This is a genomic window from Pseudomonas sp. KB_15 (genome assembly GCF_052114525.1).
Classification (GTDB): Bacteria; Pseudomonadota; Gammaproteobacteria; order Pseudomonadales; family Pseudomonadaceae; genus Aquipseudomonas.
This window is the reverse complement of sequence record NZ_JBFREX010000005.1, coordinates 170,097-187,167: the sequence shown is the minus strand read 5'-3', so window position 1 is coordinate 187,167 and position 17,071 is coordinate 170,097. Positions and strand designations below refer to the sequence as shown.

Genomic DNA, 17,071 nt, shown 5'->3' with positions numbered 1-17,071 from the left:
CTATGGCAAACAAGATGGCGCTCGGCCTGGTGATCGGCGGCGCGGTCAGCTCGACCGTGGGCGCCGCATTCCGGGACGTGGAAAACCGCGTCAAGTCGCTGAGCGACAAGGGCAAAAAAGCGCGGGTGCTGCAAAGCAGCATCGGCGAAACCATGCGCCTGCAAAGTGAGTGGAAAAAGGCCCACGACGCGGGCGAAAAAGGCGCCGCCGGGTTGCTGCGCCGCCTGGAAAACAACCTGACGGTGCTGCGCAAGGAGGGCATCGAGGTCGGCCGCCTGGCGCGCGAATATGACCGCCTGGGCCGGGCTGGGCGCAGCGCGGAGTTGCAGGCCAAGGGGCACCACCAGATTGACCAGGGCAAGCAGGGCCTGCGCGATGGCATTGCCCAGGCCACCATTGGCACCGGCCTGGTGGCGATCCCGGCCAAGGTCAGCGCGGACTATCAAGCGATCATCCGGGACATCGCGATCAAGGCCGGGGTGGCCAAGACCGACCAGGAAGCGCAGATGTCGCGCCGGGTGATTCAGACGTCGCAGGACGTCGGCATGGGTCGCAACGACGTGGCCAACGTGGTTAACCAGCTGGTCGGCGCCGGCATGGAGCTGCGCCAGGCGCTGGAGTTCGCCCCGGTGGCCGCCAAGTTCGTCGTCGGTCAGGGTTCGACCGGGGTCGACACCGCCAAGATGATTTATGCGTTGCAGAGTAACGCCAAAATCACCGACCCCAGGCAGTTGGAAAAGGCCTTGGAGGCGGTCGCCTTCCAAGGCCAGGCGGGCAGCTTTGAAGCCAGCGACATGGCGCGCTGGTTCCCGGAATTGCTGGCCGGCATGCAGAAACAGGGCATCACTGGCATGGATGCGGTAACGCAACTGGGCTCGATGCTCCAGGTGCAGATGAAGACCGCCGGCACCGCCGACGAGGCGGCCAACAACCTCAAGAACTGGATCGAAAAAATCGGTTCCGGGGATGTGGTCAAGTCGTATGCAGACGCGGGGATTGATTACCAGAAGTCGCTCAATGACGGCATTCAAAATGGCATGTCGACGCTGGAGGCGAGTTTTGGCTTGGCCAAGCGGTATGTCGAAGCCACCGACCCGAAAAAGGCTCAGGCAATGGCCGAGGCGACGGCCAAGATCAACAAGGAGACCGACCCGGCCAAGGCCAAGGAAATGCTCGCCAACCTGGAGCAGATGCTGCGCACCGGCGACATTTTCGCGGACATGCAAGTCAAGTCAGCGCTGGCGGCCTACGTGCAGAACAAGGCCTTGTATGACCAACTGAAAAAGGACGCGGGCAACGCCTCGGGCATCCTCGACAAGAACCTGGCCGAGCGCCGCGATACGTCGTCGCAAAAGTGGAGCGAGGCGCTACAAGCGGGCAACGATGCGTTGCGCAGTGTGGGTGATGCGATTCGCCCGGCCACCGATGCGCTGGCCAGCGGGTTGGCCTCGGCGGCCAAGGGCATCACCAGCATCAGCGATGCGTCGCCGACGCTGGTCATGGGCCTGACCGGCCTGGGCGCCAGTGCGCTGGCGGCCATGACGGTGCTGAAAACCATCAAGATCGGCCGGGGCGTGTTCAACGTCGGCCGGGGGCGGTTGGGCGCGCGTGACGGCGGCGCCCCGGATGACGATGCGCCGGCGCCGTCAGTCGGTCGACGCCGTGATCCGGTGGACCCCGGCCGGACAGTGCCCGATGCCCCGGGCGGGGGCAAACCGGGCGTCCCTGCCGCGCACATTCAAAAGGTCTTTGTGGTCAACGCCGGGGACTTCGGCGGGCCGGGCGCGGGGGACGGCAGTCGGCGCGCGCCGCGTCGATCGCGCCGGCCCGGGACGCGACCGCAACCGGCCCCGCGTCCGTCGCCGCGACCGGCACCACCACCGGCACCACCACCGGCGCCGTCGTCCGCTGGGTTGGGCTTGCGGGATGTGGTCGGGACGGTGAGCAAGCTGGGCAAGCTGGGCAAGGCGCTTCCGGGCGAAACGGTGGTTGAGGCGGGTATCAAGGTCTTTGAGACGTACAACACGGCCAAGACCGACGACGAGAAGGGCGAAGGCTACGGCGCCGCCGCCGGCGGCCTGGCGGGGACCGTGGCCGGTGCGGCTGCCGGTGCGGCGATCGGTTCGGTGGTGCCCATCCTCGGCACGGCGGTGGGCGGCATGGTCGGCGCTATGCTGGGCGCGATGGGGGGCGAATCACTGGGGGCGATGCTGGGCAAGTCGACGCTGGCCAAGTCGCTGTTTGGCAGTGAGTCGGCGCCGGGGGATGTCGTGCGCTCGATGACGGCACCGGCGGGTCCGCCGCTACCGCCGTCGCCGCTGTTGCTCAAGCCGGAGATCCAGCCGGCCGCGATCGATCAGAAAATCACCTTTGCCCCGCATATGCCGATCACGATCGAGGGCGATGTAAAGGCCCCGGCAGAGTTGACCCGCCAGCTGGACGCGATGTTGCAGGACCGATTCCGCGACTTTTCGCGGGAGCTGGAAGACTCGGCCCGTCGGGCCAATGCTCGCCAACTGTACGACAGCCCGCACGTCGGGTAAGGAGGTGCCATGGCCTACATGGAACAGATGCAAAGCACCCTTGCTTATCTGGCGTCGGCCGGTGAGGCGGGGCGGCGCAGCCTGGACGGCATGCTGGGCCCGGTCAACGGCGCGATCAGCGAAATCACCGGCGCCGCCTCGGAGCTGGAAAGCCTGCCGATCGTGGGGCCGATCGTCGGCGAGAAACTACAGCGGGTGATGCGCGGCATCGGCACCGCCCAGGCCACTGTCGGCCGGGTGGTATCGGTCTACAACCAGGCCACGCGCGCCGCGTCGCAGATCGATGAGCGCTTAGGCGTGTTGGGCGAGCAGGCGGCCCGGGCCAAAAGCGCGATCAACCAGATCGCCGGCAAGCTCAATCCGGCGTTGGCCGACATCCTGCCCACCAGCGCGTTTGCCCCTAACGAAACGCCGGCGGTGGAGGCGATCAAGGCCTTTCCGCACCTGCTGATTCTTCAGCCGCACAAGACCACCGCGCAGCCGTATTACTTCAACCTGGACACGGCCGCCTTTGACGAACTGCGCCGGCAAAGCGCGTTCCGCTGGGCCAGCCAGGAGCGGCTGACGCGGCGCCAGGCGCAACAGGCGGTCGGCATCGGCGATGAGAAAATGACCCTCAAGGGTGCGATCTTTCCCGGGCACAAGGGCGGGCTCAAGCAGCTGGACACCCTGCGCAGCATCGGCAACCAGTTGCTGCCGCTGGGGTTGACCACCGGTTATGGGCTGGTCCTGGGCGATTGGTGCCTGACCAACATCGAGGAAGAACAAAGCGCCCTGTTGCAGGGCGGTATCCCGCGCAAACAAGCCTTTACCCTGGAGTTTGTCCGCTATGGCGAGGACTTGCAGAACCTCTGACGGAGACGTGTTGTTCACCCTCTGTCACAACTATTACGGCCACCTGGACGGCAGCGTCGAGGCGGTCCTGGCGGTCAACCCCGGGTTGTCGGTCGAGGTCCAGCCGTATCGCGGCGGGCTGCTGATCGTGCTGCCCGAGCTGGCCCGGGCCAGCGATGACCAGGTGATCCAGTTGTGGTCTTAAGCGTTACGCGTAACGGCCTGTTGAAATCCCCCCGAGCCCCGCCTTAGTGCGGGGCTTTTTCTTGGAGCCGCCATGACCCCCTTGTTTCGGATCGTTGCCAACGGCAGCGACATTACCCGCCTGATCAACGACCGCCTGCTGTTGCTGCGCACCCTGGACAAGCCCGGCATGGAGTCGGACGAATTCGAGTTGCGCATCGATGACCGTGACAGCGCCGTGTCGCTGCCCGATCGCGGGGCCAGCATCGAAATCTATTTAGGTTATGCCGAGACCAGCCTGGTGCGCCTGGGGCGTTACACGGTCGACGAGGTCGAGTTGTCCGGCCCACCGGATACCCTGGTGATCCGGGGCAAGGCCAGCGACATGCGCGGCAGTGGCAAGACCACGCGTAGCGGCAGCTGGGAAGGCGTCAGCCTGGCGGCGATCGTGGCCACCGTCGCCCGGCGCAACGGCTGGGAGCCGGCCTGTACCGTGGGCACGATCGTGCCCCGGGCTGACCAGCTCGGCGAATCGGATTTTAATTTCATCACCCGGCTGGCCAGGCAGCACGATTGCACCGCCAAAGTGGCGGACGGCAAGTTGCTGGTCATGCCGCGTCAGGGTGGCGTCACGGCCAGCGGCAAGGCTTTGGGGGTCGTGACCATCACCCGGGCCGACGTCAGCCGCTTTTCATTCCGTCTCGGCGATCGCTCGACCCACAAGGCGGTGAATGCGCAGTTCCAGGACAAGGCCACCGGCAAGCTGACGGTGGTCAGTCTGAGCAACGCCGACGCGCCGGACGGCCTGCCACCGGTGCATACCGATCGGCATATTCACCCGAACAAGACCGCCGCCGAGCAGGCGGTCAAGGCGCGCCTGGCCGCGTTCAACCGCTCGACCGCCGCCGTGCGCCTGGAAATGCCCGGGCGTACCGACCTGTTCGCCGAGCGGGTGATTAACGCCTCGGGTTTCAAGGTCGGGCTCGATGGTGAGTACCTGGTCGATTCCCTGGAGCAGGTATTCACCCAGTCCGGCTGGTCGACCACCGTTGAATGCAACGGCGGCAAACAGGGCAAGGCCAAGGCCAAAGGCAAGAAGCCCGCCGCGCCGCTGAGAGTCGTTTCCCCGCTGTAATCCCTATCCCTCTGACCGCCTACGGGCGGTTTTTTTATGCCTGGAGTTTATGCAATGGCTTACCCCCCGCTGACCCAACAACACCTGCTGGCCATCCTGCCCAACTGCCGGCCGGTGGTCGGTGCGTTCCTGCCGGCGCTGAATCGCGCCATGGCCCGTTTCGATATCAACACCCGGGCGCGCCAGGCGGCGTTTCTGGCACAGATCGGCCATGAGTCGGCGCAACTGACCAAGCTGTCGGAAAGCCTGTACTACAAGGACGCCGAGCGGGTCGCGCAGTTGTTCAAGTATGGCTTTGACCTCAACCATAACGGCCGCGTTGATCCGGCCGAGGTTGAGTTTGCCCAGGGTTATTTGCGCAATCCGGAAAAGCTGGCCAACCGGGTGTATGGCGGGCGTTACGGTAACGGGCCTGAAGCGTCCGGCGACGGCTACAAGTACCGCGCGCGCGGCTTGATCGGCATCACCTTTCGCGACAACTACCGGCTGTGCGGCAAGGCCCTGGGCGTGCCCCTGGTCGAGCAACCCGAGCTGCTGGAGCAGGCGGAATACGCGGCGCTGTCGGCGGCCTGGTTCTGGTGGGATCGGAACTTGAGCGAAAAGGCCGACCTCGGGTTGTTCGACGGCATCAGCAGCGTGATCAACGGCGGCGGCAATGGCCGGGCCGAGCGCCGCGAGCTGTGGGCCACGGCCAAGGCGGTGTTATGCAGATGATCGACCTGATTCCGTCGGCGCTGCGCCCTTGGGCGGTGGCCCTGGTGCTGCTGGCGATCGCCGGCGCAGCCGCTGGCGGCGCCTGGAAGGTGCAGGACTGGCGTTATGGCAAGGCCTTGGCCGAGCAGGCCGGCCAGGTCGATCAGGCTGCCCGCAAGCGCGCCGAGGATGCCCTGGTCGCGCTGGCTATCGAGCAGGCCAAGCGCGGCGCTCTGGAGCGCCGCCTGCAAGTCAACGATGAAACCCACTACAAGGAGCTCAAGGATGCAAAGGAAACTCAGCAACGCCTGTCTGATGGCCTTGCCACTGCTACTGTCCGGCTGTCAGTCCTTCTTGCCGCCGGCTCCGACCGCGCCGGCGGTGACGGACTGTCAGCCACCGCCAGCGCCCGCGGCGTGGTTCATGGCCCCGCAAGAAGCCAACTTGACCCAGCGCATGCTCAACGAATTATCAGCATCACCGATGCCGGCGACCAAGGATTGATCGCATTGGCGGCCTGCCAGGCCTATGCCAAAGAAGTCTCAACACCGAAGTGAAAAGAGCGACCGGTCTGGATGCGTCAACATCCAACCCGGCCGCCGTCCCTGCAGATGGTCCCTGCAAGTCCAGCCAAGGCTCTTGCTCCGTGCACAAAGCGCGGCGAGCCTAGCACCTGTTTATATATACAGTAAAGGTCTTGCTCCCTATGTCTACTCCCATCATTCCTTGGATGGGCGGCAAACGCCGCCTGGCCGACCGCCTCATTCCTCTTTTCCCGCCACACGAATGCTACGTCGAAGTCTTTGCCGGCGGTGCCGCGCTGTACTTCATGCGGCCCCAGGCTGCGCCCGTTGAAGTCCTCAACGACATCAATGGCGACCTGGTGACGTTGTACCGCGTCGTGCAGAACCACCTCGAAGAGTTCGTGCGCCAGTTCAAATGGGCGCTCAGCTCGCGTCAGGTATTCGAGTGGCAGAAGATGACCCGCCCCGAAACCCTCACTGACATCCAGCGCGCCGCGCGATTCTTCTACTTGCAGCACCATGCCTTCGCCGGCAAGGTCACCGGGCAGACCTTCGGTACCGCGACCACTGGCCCAGCCATCAACCTATTGCGGATCGAGGAAAACCTTTCGGCCGCTTGGCAGCGCCTGTCCGGTACCTACGTCGAAAACCTGCCCTGGCTCGAGTGCGCCGAACGCTACGACCGTCCCCACACCTTCCACTATATGGACCCGCCGTATTGGCAAACCGCTGGTTACGGCGTGAACTTTCCGTTTGAGAACTACGAGCGGATGGCTGACTTCATGCGCCGCTGCAAAGGCAAGGTGATGGTCAGCATCAACGATCACCCAGACATTCGCCGGGTGTTTGGCGGCTTTTATTTCGAGACGCTGGACATTCGCTATTGCAACACTAACCAGCGGCAGGGGAAGGCCGAGGTAAGTGGTGAATTAGTGATCATGAATTGGGAGCCTGCATCGCTAGGTGGATTGTTTTAGTTACCAAAGCTGCCCGCCTGCGTATAGGGTCAACACCAGGTTTATAAGGCGAACGGTCTCAATGTAGGCAATCATTATCAACGTGTTGGTCATATTTTTTCTCGCAAAGGTACGGCGCCGCGTAAAATGCGGTGCTGTATTGTCGGGGGGCGGCGTTGCTGTTTAAAACCTTACTGCTTGGTGCGTGGGTGCGTCAATAAGTTGGGGGTGCGGTTTCTGATGATTTTTCACGTATATGCTTTTATTTCCATCTTTTTTTCTGTGTTGTATTGGCTGTAGTGCCCGGTTTATAAGGGTTTTGTGGGTTTGTGGCTGTCTGTAAATTTTTTTTGTGGCATGTCGAAAAGTTGAAGTCCTAACTTTGGATGTGAAAGCAAAAAGCTATCGTGAAAAGTTAAGTTAAAAACCAAGGTTAGGAATTGAAAGCAAAAAGCTATCGCGAAAAGTTAAGTTAAAAACCAAGGTTGGGAATTGAAAGCAAAAAGCTATCGCGAAAAGTTAAGTTGAAAACCAAGGTTAGGAATTGAAAGCAAAAAGCTATTGCGAAAAGCTAAGTTAAAAACCAAGGTTAGGAATTGAAAGCTGAAAATTGCCGCAGAAAGCTAAGGTAAAAATCTGAAGCTATCACCTATCGATCACGCGAAACCTCATAAGGCATATGAAGCCTTTCCTCCAGCTACGCGGAGAAAGGTTATTTTGCAGGTAAAGCTTGGGCGGCGGGGCCGACGCCAAGTGTGCCAATAGGTCTGTTAACATCTCTCGATTGGTGACCGACGAATCTATGGTTCAGAGAAGGATTAGTTTTAATGGTAGGGACTGCGCCGGCATTGATTGCCTTCATTTCTGCAATTTTGGTTGGGTTCGTTACCCATTTTGTGGCTGAGGACTATCGTCGATTCAGGGATGGCCAGGCAGTTGCGGCATCACTAGCTGGTGAGCTGGACTCAATAACGTCATCGCTACCAGATTTGCACCATGGCCTCGCCGATATGAAAGATATGCTCGAAAATCTACAACCGCTGCCTTTCCCGGAGTTTCCAGACCAAACCAGCCCAATTTTCGAGGCAAACACCACAAAGGTTGGCTTGTTGGGGGCTGAATTGGCAGGTGAAGTAGCCTACATCTATGACCAAATCAGTGCGTTCAGAACGTCATTTCAATTGCTTTCAAAGCATCACCCAGTGATGCCGGAGTCGTGGAGCTGCGCGCTTGTAGGACGCTGCATGCTACTTATAGAAAGCAACGAACATAGGGCTCGAAACCTGATCGTAAAGCTGAAGGATAACTCGTCAACTAATTACGTGATGTCTAGGCCTTTTGGTGCCGCAGTCATTTTTGGAGGTACCCTAATTGGCCTGAGTAGCTTATTCGGAGCCGCATTCAGTGCTTTGGCTGCCTCCTAAAAACAAGCCCATCGAGAAAAACATCGGTGATGCACCACCGCACTGTCACCAGTCCGGCAGGACCTGTAGTCGGCGACGATGCTGGAGGATTAAATGCCTTCGTAGTCCCCGGCTCCATGGATCGCGTTAGCAGTCGAGAGCATACGCTTCAGGTAGTCGAAGTCGGCGACCTTGATCGCCTCTTCCTCGGTGTAGCCTAAACGCACTAGCAGACTCAATGTGAACAGCACTCGCAGGCGGTAGGTTAGCGCAACGAGGGCTGCACCTTTGAGCGCTTTGGCTTCCCCAAGGGGATCGTAGTGGGCGTGGTAATTTCTGGTGTTTACCGTTCCCCGGACTATTTGGTGTATCGCATCTTCGTCGCCAAACACGGCGCCGAACCTGTCAATGAGTTGGTGTAACCGCTCCGCCAGCGAGATCTCATTGCCATGTGCGAGCTTTCCATTGAGCCACACCCGTTCGTCTTCCGGACATCCTGCTAGGATGGCCCGGACCTTCTCCTTATACTCAACTTTCGGCCATTTCCGAGTATCAAAGGTCCGGCGGTGGAACGCTTCGACGGCCTGCGCGATGGCGAGGAATTTGGTGTCTGCGTAGCGATGGCTGCCGTCCTGAACAGAATAGTGATGATGGAGGGCCGGCATCAGGTTATCGTAGTCATTGAGCCAGGCGCCGAGCAGGGCCTCCAGGCGTGGGGCGAGCCTCCGGTATCCTAATAGCATCTCCCTGCGGGAGAATTCGGCTTTGTCCGTACCGTTGAGGCTGCGGAAGTACACCCTGACGCGCTTCTGAAAATCAGAGAGCTCGTCGTCCTCGAAGTCGGCATTCAGGGAGTGGATAGCTACAGTCTTGCCGATGGTGAACGAGAAGAACCGGGTGAGTTGGTGCGATAGCTTCTGAAAGAACTTTAATGGCTTCGGTTCGGTGGGCTTCACCACGATGTAAGCCTGCTGGAATAGCTCAGTTGTCGGGAATTTGATGCTGCCAGGCACCTTCATCTCGATGTTGATTTCCAGGGCTGTGCCGTCAGGCAGGGTGCACCTTACTTCTTCTGGACGCTGCATCGTGATCGTCGTGTCTTCAAAACTCTTTGCGTGGTTGATCTGAAAGGCTGACGCTCCGAGCCACTCGCTGAGCCCATCTATGCAGAACCGCAACGACGAAAACGGGGGGAGTTCGTCAAATCCCACTCCGTCGAACACAGTTTCGGCAGTGATAAGGGACTTTTCTGGTGTCGCTCCAAAGGGGAAGGACATGGTCCGATATGTGCACCCCTCCAGGGTTACATAGCCCCCTTCCACCTCTCCGATTAGTCGGCCGATCTCCGTCTCATTGAAGGAAATGAAGGCCACCTTGGTCGAGGTGATTTCCAGCTCTGCTCTGCCTCCTTCCGAAATGGTCAGAGTTCCTGGGTACTTATCATCGGAGTTTGATGGGGTGAAGAAGAAGCCGCTTTTGACGATCGGCTCGGGAATGAGCATACGACAGTTCCTTGCTGGGAGAGTGCTGGCACTCTGTCCTACGCGCTAACTACTGTCCAGCGTCGGTAGAGCACCTTCCTGCTTCTTAAACTTCCCTGTAATCATAGATTTTGAAGGTCTTCTTCTGGCGGAAAGTAGGTTGCCGGAATTGTTTATATTGACCTTCGTTAGGATTGCTGGAGCTCAGCTTGATTTCGTCCTGACCTGAGGGGCCGTTTTCGACCCATTGCTGCCTGTCATGAAGGGCGGCTAGAGCAGTCGTAAGCGTCCGGCAAACACGCCTTCCTGAAGCCATCGCTTAGGACGATGGTGTCCACCTATTTAAGTGGACACCATTTTTAGCCCCACAAGCGGATCGCCATGCGCCAACGAACCTCTTACGTAGGCAGGGTTTATGGAGCGCTGTTGATGCATTGCGCTCTATATGCCGTTGTTCGATTGGCGGCTGGTCGGTACATTCATGCAGCAAGCGCCCTTCGGTCGTATGGCAGATTCTCTGCCTACAACTGCTCGGCATGTACTAGGGCGCACCGCCGGGAACAGTCGAGATAATGCTACTAAAGCGAACAGTGAAATCAGATCGGTATCTTCCATGACCGTCCCCTTCAGATCAGCTCACGTACGCTGACACCTTTTGGCAGGGACTCTCTGTTGATAGTTACCTGGTAGTCACCGAAGCTGCGGGCGGGTGTATCGGTCTCACCATGCACCCGAGCGACCTTCACTGTATCGAACAGCACATGGGCCGGCGCATTACCCATTGGATGTTCGTGTTTGAATACGATCAGCTTGCGTGCCGCCATTTCACCACGGGTAGAGGATCGGTCATGTTCGAACATGTTGATCAGGCTGCGCCAGAGCAGTTCGAGATCGTCTTCAGAGAAACCAGTCCGCTCAGCCAACTTGGCTGAGACAAAACCGTGGGCGCGGTACAGTCCGTAGGGAATGATGTGTTTACGGCCCATTGTACGGTTGTCGCCGCCTTGCTCCTCGGCTTCTTTCATCGTGGTCACGGCCATGCGGGTGATGGCGATTTCAATGGGCACCACCGGATCGATGGAGGTGGCAAAGGCCATTTGAATCGGGCCTCGCACCTGACCGCAGTTAACGCCTGTGCTCATCACCGCGCCAAATGTACGTACGTCGAAGAAGTTGGCGCACATCCAGTCGGTCAGCTCCTTGGCCTTCGCCAAGTCTTTGGGTAGTTTTTTGTAGCCATCCTTGACATCAGCTGCGATATCCAAGGCTTTCCATGCCAATTCGTGCTGACTATTCAGTACGGATTTCTCCTGCATATAAATGGCGTAACCCGCACCGTTCTCTTTCTCCAAACTGACGTAGTTGCGGATCTTGCGTTTGAGGCAAACATCGGAGACTAACCCCTGGCTGGTCTCAGGGTCGAGGCGCGGAAGGTTGCCAGCATCCGGATCGCCATTCGGATTGCCATTAATGACATCGAACAAGAAGACAAACTCGTAACGGTTGGCGATGATACTCATTGCTCTGTTCCTTGCACTTTGTCGGGCGACTTATTGGTGCTGGCTTCGCTGTTAGGGCTAAAGTGCGCGTGGGATTGTTGGTAGTAGCCGATGGCGAAACGCCCCTGATCCTCAAGTTTCAATCCGCGTGGGAATTGGGTACCGAAGCCATCGATGATTTCGCCTATCTCGCGCTCCAGGTGATGGGCCAATCCCGGTTTTTCTTTACGCAGCTTGGCCAGATGGTTTTGCGCATGGCGCAACAGCATCGGAAAAATCGTGGTGGGGGTTGCTGACGCCACGCCGTAATAGCGATCACGGATGCTGGTATTGATAGCGCCTAAGGCACACAGCTGGGCGCTTTCCAGTGCGGCGAACAGCCGCCCCAAGCGATAACCGGTGTTGCTGGCTTCCTTATCGAGGCTCACAGGCACTTCCTCGTTGACTCCCTTGACGCCAAGGCGCAGGTCGCGCACCAGGACTGCCTTACACAGCGCTACCCGCAAACCGGAGACATCTTTATCGGCGCGCATACGCATGATCACGTTGGTCAGCAGGCTTCGCGGGTAACGGCTGCCAGTCAAAACGGCGCGGGTCATTTCACCGGCCAGTTGTGGCGTAATGTCTTCGGCTTTAGCTTTGCCATCTCGGCTGGGGGCCGTAGCTTTGAGTAAGCGCCAGATTGCTGGCTCGTTTTTCCAAGGCGCCGGCTCAATATGCAGATCCTGGTAATGCTCGGCCAGACGTTGCGCAAAAAAAACCAAACTGCCTGTCTGCCAGAAGCGAACCGACAGGCGAGCGGCATTCGGTACCAGACCCAGCACAAACAACTGCGTGTTCTCATCCAGTTGCAACCCCAGATCACGTAAGGAGCAACCCATGGCTACAGCGTCCAGTATGCAACGTAACTTGGCGGCTTCCCGGACATCGTCGCTGGCTGGACTGAGCAGGTCAGCAAACACCAGTTCGGCATTACTAGCCTCCTCTAAGGTATCGGCTATGGCCCAGAACACGACGCTGGCATCACCAATTTGCATGCGCTGGCGGTTATGTTCATCCCGTCGCAACAGATGGTTAAGCGCCATTGTGTAGGCGAAAGCCACGGCCTCGGAGATGGGTGCGTTTGCGCCCTGGCTTTTATCGTAGGAGCAAAAGGATTCCAGGTTGAAGGAGACGATGGAAGCACCGGAACTCTGGGCACCATTGACCCCCTTTATAGCTGGGTGAAGACGCGCCAGTGGCAGCCACTGGCCAGTCACCAGGCATAAACCTTTACGACTTTTAGAGCTCGTCAGCAGCTTGGCTCTGAGAAGTTGCGCGGCAGGTTGCTCATGCAGGTAGCTTTGCTCACCTTCGAGACGGAACACAAAGTTGGCATCGAGCATTTCTTCACTGAACAACGGCGCTTGAAATCGATCAGGAGACCAGCTATCAAGAAAAGCCAAAAGTGCTTGAAGGGAGGGATCAAGTTCATCGATTAGGCATTGCTGATGTAGACTCTTGAAAGCCTGGTGTTCTTGGTTGCTGCGCCCGATTGCCTTAGCACTGACGCCCAATACATAACTGGACTTGTCCCAGAGAAAATTGGGCTTGATTCCGATTGTTCGTTTTTCTGATTGAGGAACAGTTAGGCGCTTGGGCTGCGGTTTCTTGCCGGATTTGTCGCGCACATCCAGCACATCCACCAGATCGCCCTTGGCCGACAGTACTAGCGCATAGCTGATGTTCTCCTTGCTATAACCAAACACAGGTACCTTGTCTTGCCCGGCCAAGCGCAGGTAATAGTCATTGAGCGCAGCGAGGATCATGCCTTGACCTTCGCCGCGATAAAGGGCGGCACTTCGATTAGGCCATCGAGCATCTGCGCCCGGAAAAAATGTGGGGTTATGTCATCAGCAAAATCGATGTCATGCAGCATCCAGCCTAGATCACGAGCCCCCACCAACGCAGCATCGGCAATCGGCTCGACTATGCCGGGCTCAAGCAACTGGAAATTGGCGGGAAACTCGCGTACCCCCAAACAGGGCGAATGGAAGTACTGCCCCTTGCGAGCGCGACGATTGAAAATATCCAGGTGTTTTCCAATAGAATCGCTGTCATCGGCTTTTTCGGTCAGCACGAAGTGTGCCTCGATGACATAGGCCACATCCCTCAGGACGGTGGCAGCGCGTTGCTGACGGTGTTCATTGACAAAGGTAATCAGACCGTCTGTACGGTTGGCCTTCATGGCCTTACCAACACTGTCTGAGGATAGTTTTCCGCCCACCTCGTTACGCCGTAGTGACTCGAATTGAATCGGTTTGAGAACCTTAATTCTATCCACCGACCAGCGAATTGCTGGTTTCCAATGTATGGCATCGAGAATACCGCGCGCCGCAGAGGGAGTGATAACGTCATAAGAGACGCGCTCAACCTTCATTTCTGGCCGGGTAAAACAAGCGCGTTCGCCCCAGATCAGCAATCGAACTCCGTAGGCCATCTGGCCCTCCTTCTCAGTTTGCATTCCGCGCCAGCGAGCGCGCGACTTCTGCTTACCAAAACAACCGTTCGCTACTGATTAAGCCTGGATTAGGCGTCTCTCTCCAGAAGGTATAGTCGCCGATAGGCAATCGCAGGTTGCCCTGGCGGAATTCAACGCTGTTTCAGCGAGGAATAGATTTTGATCGCGTGATTGATGATTTTGGTTGAAGGCGAGCTTAAGCGTCACCTAGATACGCAGCTCGGCCGCACTACGATGATCAAACGCAGCCGAAACTGCTTCAAGCGAGGTTTGGTAGCTGTTCAATCCGCACAAACATGTCGGGTGCGACATCCATCGGATAGTCGTCTTCCTGATGCCACGGGAAGCGTCACTCCCCACCCGCGTGAGGAGCGACATAACAATCTGGGCTACAGTAGTGCCCTGGGAAGTTTCAATCCGCACGCCCGCGCAGGGCGCGACACCACCTTTATCTTATAGTCCAATTATGGATATAAAGAAAACTCTCCAGTTTTCGCGCACCGCAACGTATTACCACGGTATGCGTCGTGGGGTTTGCGATTTTTTTCGAAATCTGTCCACCGACCGCTTTTGGCCGTTTTCAGCCTGCCGCGACCGACTGAAAACGACCCTTCTCGGACGTTTATGTACGTCGCGACATATGATTTCTTTGCGCCTCAAGTCGGTCGTTATGCAGTCGCTTGCCCTGTTCCGATTGGGTGAGCAGAAGCTGATCGACGTGATGCTGTCGAGTGAAGAGTAGGTGTGCCGCAGGTGAGTGCAGCACGGAAGCGTTACTTGGCGACTCTCCAATAAACGACAGGGTCTGAATAGCCTGCTTCTCTGAGTGCCTGAGCTTTGTGCAAGTCACTATCGAGCGACATAGAGGCGGTGCCGCTTAGCTTGTCCTGGACATGGTAGTAAAGGACATCCTGAGCTGGCGCTAGCGCCGTTAAGATTGTGACCGTCTGGGGCAAGTTGTCATGCTTGAATTTCAACTCGGCAGAAAGCTGCTCGCCACGATTGAGCGCGTCGCAAACTGAATATGCGTCGCTCTCAACTTCATAAGTCAGGCCGCGTAAAGGCCATGATTCGTTGTGGATCGTGAAGATCGTTCCTTTGCCGCCCTTGTACCACTCAGGGTTTGACGTCACGACGCGAAATTTATTCAAAATCAGCTCTCCATGCGATCTATCGAAATTTAGTGATACAGGCAACCTGCCACTACTTCAAGTCCTACTTTAGTCCTGATCGAGACAATTTATAACAACCAAGCAACCCGACTGGGAGGCAATCGAACGGCCCTGACAGTCGGGGCATCATACTGAGACTTTTATTGGCTAACCTGCTGAATCAAGCATGCCCCAAGGCTTCTGCCACATTTCGGACGTTTGACCTCTCACGTGCCAACGTCTGCACTTGGCCGATTTCTGCCTGTCACGACCGGCTGAAACCGACCCATAGCGGTCCTTGGCGGGCCTCTAAAGTGAATCTCTGACTATCCGCTTTTTGGCTGCTGATCACGATTGGCTGTCTAGAAGCCAGATGGTCCGTAACGGCAGCGCGTAAGTATTACGGAATTGAATCGGAGTTGCTCAGCTGCGCAAGGTGATGCTGGCTTATTGTGATCTACACTCCCTGAGCGCGTGAGTAGGCGCTTCGCCACAAGACGTATTCAAATTATTTCACCGTGACCATGAACGCTCACGGTGCCAGCTTGCTCAAAACTAACGAGGTGGAAATGAACAGGAAGTTTAACCGGGGCTGGTCAATGGCTGCGGCACTCGTCGTAGTGGGTTCAACGCTTTTTGCGGGGTGTGCGAGCAAGAACGATCCCATCACGCAGGCAGACAAGACGGATGTGACCAAGGGCGTACCCGCGCCGAGTCTCGAGCAGACCAAGGCGATCGCCGAGGAAGGCTTTATCTACGGCTTACCGCTGGTCATGAACTACGCCGTGATGCACGAATATGCTGTGGACAAGGGCGGCCCGCAATACAAGGCGCCGTTCAACCAGATCAAGAACGAGCCTCGCGTCTACACCTACCAAGACACGGCCATCATCACTCCGAACAGCGACACCCCGTACTCGTTTGTCTGGCTGGACCTGCGTGCGGAACCGATGGTGATCTCGGTGCCGGCAGTGGACAAGCGGCGTTACTACTCGGTGCAGATGATCGACGGCAACACTTACAACTACGGTTACATCGGCAGCCGTGCCACCGGCAACGAGCCAGGCCAATACATGGTGGTCGGTCCCGATTGGAAAGGCGCGCCGCCTCCCGGTATCAAAAAAGTCTTCACCTCGACCACTCCCTTCGCCGTGAGCGCCATTCGGACTCAGCTCTACAATGCCAAGGACATGCCGAATGTCGAGAAGGTGCAAGCGGGCTACAAGGTCCAGCCGCTGTCCGCCTTCCTCCATCAACCCGCGCCGCCCACTGCGCCGAAGATTGATTTCGTGCCGGCTACGACGGAAGGCATCAAGGCCAACTTCTTCGAGTACCTGTCGGCCGCGATGGAGTATGTGCCTCCATCGGCTGACGACCAGGAGATACGGGCCAAGCTGGCGAGCATTGGGGTGGGCCCCGGTCGCACCTTCGAATTTAAGGACCTCTCGCTTGAGCACAAGGCCGTGGTCCTGCTCGGGATGAAGGCCGGTGACGAGAAGGTCGACAAGTTCCTCGCGAGCGGGACGAAGATAATCAACGGCTGGAACGTCGGCGCGTACTTCGGCGACCAAACATTCTACAAGGCCGACTGGCTGAAGCGTGCCGGTGCCGCGAAAGGCGGCCTCTACGGCAACGACGCCGTCGAGGCGATGTATCCCAACACGCGCACCGACGGCACCGGCCAGACGCTGGATACCAGCAAGCGCAAGTACACGCTGACTTTCCCGGCCGGCAAACTGCCGCCAGTCAATGCCTTCTGGTCGGTGACCATGTACGACGGCAAGAGCCAGCTGCTGATCAAGAATCCGCTCAACCGTTACCTGATCAATTCGCCGATGCTGTCGGCGATGAAGAAAAACACGGATGGTTCACTGACGCTGTACATCCAGAAAGACTCCCCCGGCAAGGCTAAGGAGGCAAACTGGTTGCCCGCGCCCAACGACACGGTCTTTCTGGTAATGCGCCTCTACTGGCCGAAGACCGCACCTCCTTCGATTCTTCCCGCTGGCGACGGCAGCTGGCAGCCACCGGCGCTGGTGGTCACGAAGTAAATCTTGCGGCCCAGTGCTGACACTCGCCGTAGGTCGGTGTCGGCTTGTGCTGCCTTTTTGCCAACAGCAGCCAATCATCAAGGGCTGCTATTGGCCGATTCTGTTGAAAAAGTCGGCC

Annotated in this window: 14 protein-coding genes; 9 read left to right on the top strand and 5 right to left on the bottom strand. The window is 58.1% G+C overall.

Annotation, left to right across the window (positions count from 1 at the left end; all coding sequences use genetic code 11):
* Positions 1-2 precede the first annotated feature (2 nt).
* The 8 genes from AB4Z35_RS09105 to AB4Z35_RS09070 all read left to right on the top strand — a co-directional run bounded on the left by AB4Z35_RS09105 (position 3) and on the right by AB4Z35_RS09070 (position 8,292).
* Positions 3-2,543, top strand: coding sequence for a phage tail tape measure protein (locus AB4Z35_RS09105; protein WP_442096730.1), 2,541 nt, complete (start codon positions 3-5; stop codon positions 2,541-2,543).
* A 9-nt stretch (positions 2,544-2,552) separates the two neighbouring features.
* Complete coding sequence (locus tag AB4Z35_RS09100) at positions 2,553-3,398, top strand: phage tail protein (RefSeq protein ID WP_442096729.1); 846 nt, start codon at positions 2,553-2,555, stop codon at positions 3,396-3,398.
* On the top strand, positions 3,373-3,582 hold the full coding sequence (locus AB4Z35_RS09095) for a tail protein X (RefSeq protein ID WP_442096728.1): 210 nt from the start codon (positions 3,373-3,375) through the stop codon (positions 3,580-3,582). The genes AB4Z35_RS09100 and AB4Z35_RS09095 overlap by 26 nt, the downstream gene beginning before the upstream one ends.
* 72 nt (positions 3,583-3,654) lie before the next feature.
* A complete protein-coding gene (locus AB4Z35_RS09090) occupies positions 3,655-4,695 on the top strand; it encodes a phage late control D family protein (RefSeq protein WP_442096727.1) in 1,041 nt (346 codons plus the stop codon).
* A gap of 54 nt (positions 4,696-4,749) precedes the next feature.
* The gene (locus AB4Z35_RS09085; protein ID WP_442096726.1) at positions 4,750-5,409 is read left to right on the top strand and encodes a glycoside hydrolase family 19 protein; all 660 of its coding nucleotides are present in this window, start codon (positions 4,750-4,752) and stop codon (positions 5,407-5,409) included.
* Positions 5,400-5,945: a lysis protein gene (locus AB4Z35_RS09080; protein ID WP_442096725.1), complete on the top strand. Its 546-nt coding sequence runs from the start codon at positions 5,400-5,402 to the stop codon at positions 5,943-5,945. Before AB4Z35_RS09085 ends, AB4Z35_RS09080 begins: the two co-directional genes overlap by 10 nt.
* Positions 5,946-6,094: 149 nt before the next feature.
* Positions 6,095-6,889, top strand: coding sequence for a DNA adenine methylase (locus tag AB4Z35_RS09075; protein WP_442096724.1), 795 nt, complete (start codon positions 6,095-6,097; stop codon positions 6,887-6,889).
* Between the two features lie 806 nt (positions 6,890-7,695).
* On the top strand, positions 7,696-8,292 hold the full coding sequence (locus tag AB4Z35_RS09070) for a hypothetical protein (protein ID WP_442096723.1): 597 nt from the start codon (positions 7,696-7,698) through the stop codon (positions 8,290-8,292).
* An 89-nt stretch (positions 8,293-8,381) separates the two neighbouring features.
* Here AB4Z35_RS09070 and AB4Z35_RS09065 read toward each other — a convergent pair whose 3' ends face one another.
* The 5 genes from AB4Z35_RS09065 to AB4Z35_RS09045 form a co-directional block, all read right to left on the bottom strand.
* The gene (locus tag AB4Z35_RS09065; protein ID WP_442096722.1) at positions 8,382-9,773 is read right to left on the bottom strand and encodes a HEPN domain-containing protein; all 1,392 of its coding nucleotides are present in this window, start codon (positions 9,771-9,773) and stop codon (positions 8,382-8,384) included.
* Between the two features lie 605 nt (positions 9,774-10,378).
* Complete coding sequence (gene cas7c / locus AB4Z35_RS09060; RefSeq protein WP_150814317.1) at positions 10,379-11,272, bottom strand: type I-C CRISPR-associated protein Cas7/Csd2; 894 nt, start codon at positions 11,270-11,272, stop codon at positions 10,379-10,381.
* Positions 11,269-13,059: a type I-C CRISPR-associated protein Cas8c/Csd1 gene (gene cas8c / locus AB4Z35_RS09055; RefSeq protein ID WP_150814318.1), complete on the bottom strand. Its 1,791-nt coding sequence runs from the start codon at positions 13,057-13,059 to the stop codon at positions 11,269-11,271. The genes cas7c and cas8c overlap by 4 nt, the downstream gene beginning before the upstream one ends.
* Positions 13,056-13,730 carry a type I-C CRISPR-associated protein Cas5c gene (gene cas5c / locus AB4Z35_RS09050; RefSeq protein WP_150814319.1) on the bottom strand — a complete coding sequence of 225 codons (675 nt, stop codon included), beginning with the start codon at positions 13,728-13,730 and terminating at the stop codon, positions 13,056-13,058. The genes cas8c and cas5c overlap by 4 nt, the downstream gene beginning before the upstream one ends.
* A 794-nt stretch (positions 13,731-14,524) precedes the next feature.
* Positions 14,525-14,902, bottom strand: coding sequence for a hypothetical protein (locus AB4Z35_RS09045; RefSeq protein WP_150814320.1), 378 nt, complete (start codon positions 14,900-14,902; stop codon positions 14,525-14,527).
* 599 nt (positions 14,903-15,501) lie between these two features.
* Here AB4Z35_RS09045 and AB4Z35_RS09040 point away from each other — a divergent pair.
* A complete protein-coding gene (locus AB4Z35_RS09040; RefSeq protein ID WP_442096784.1) occupies positions 15,502-16,953 on the top strand; it encodes a DUF1254 domain-containing protein in 1,452 nt (483 codons plus the stop codon).
* Positions 16,954-17,071: the final 118 nt, after the last annotated feature.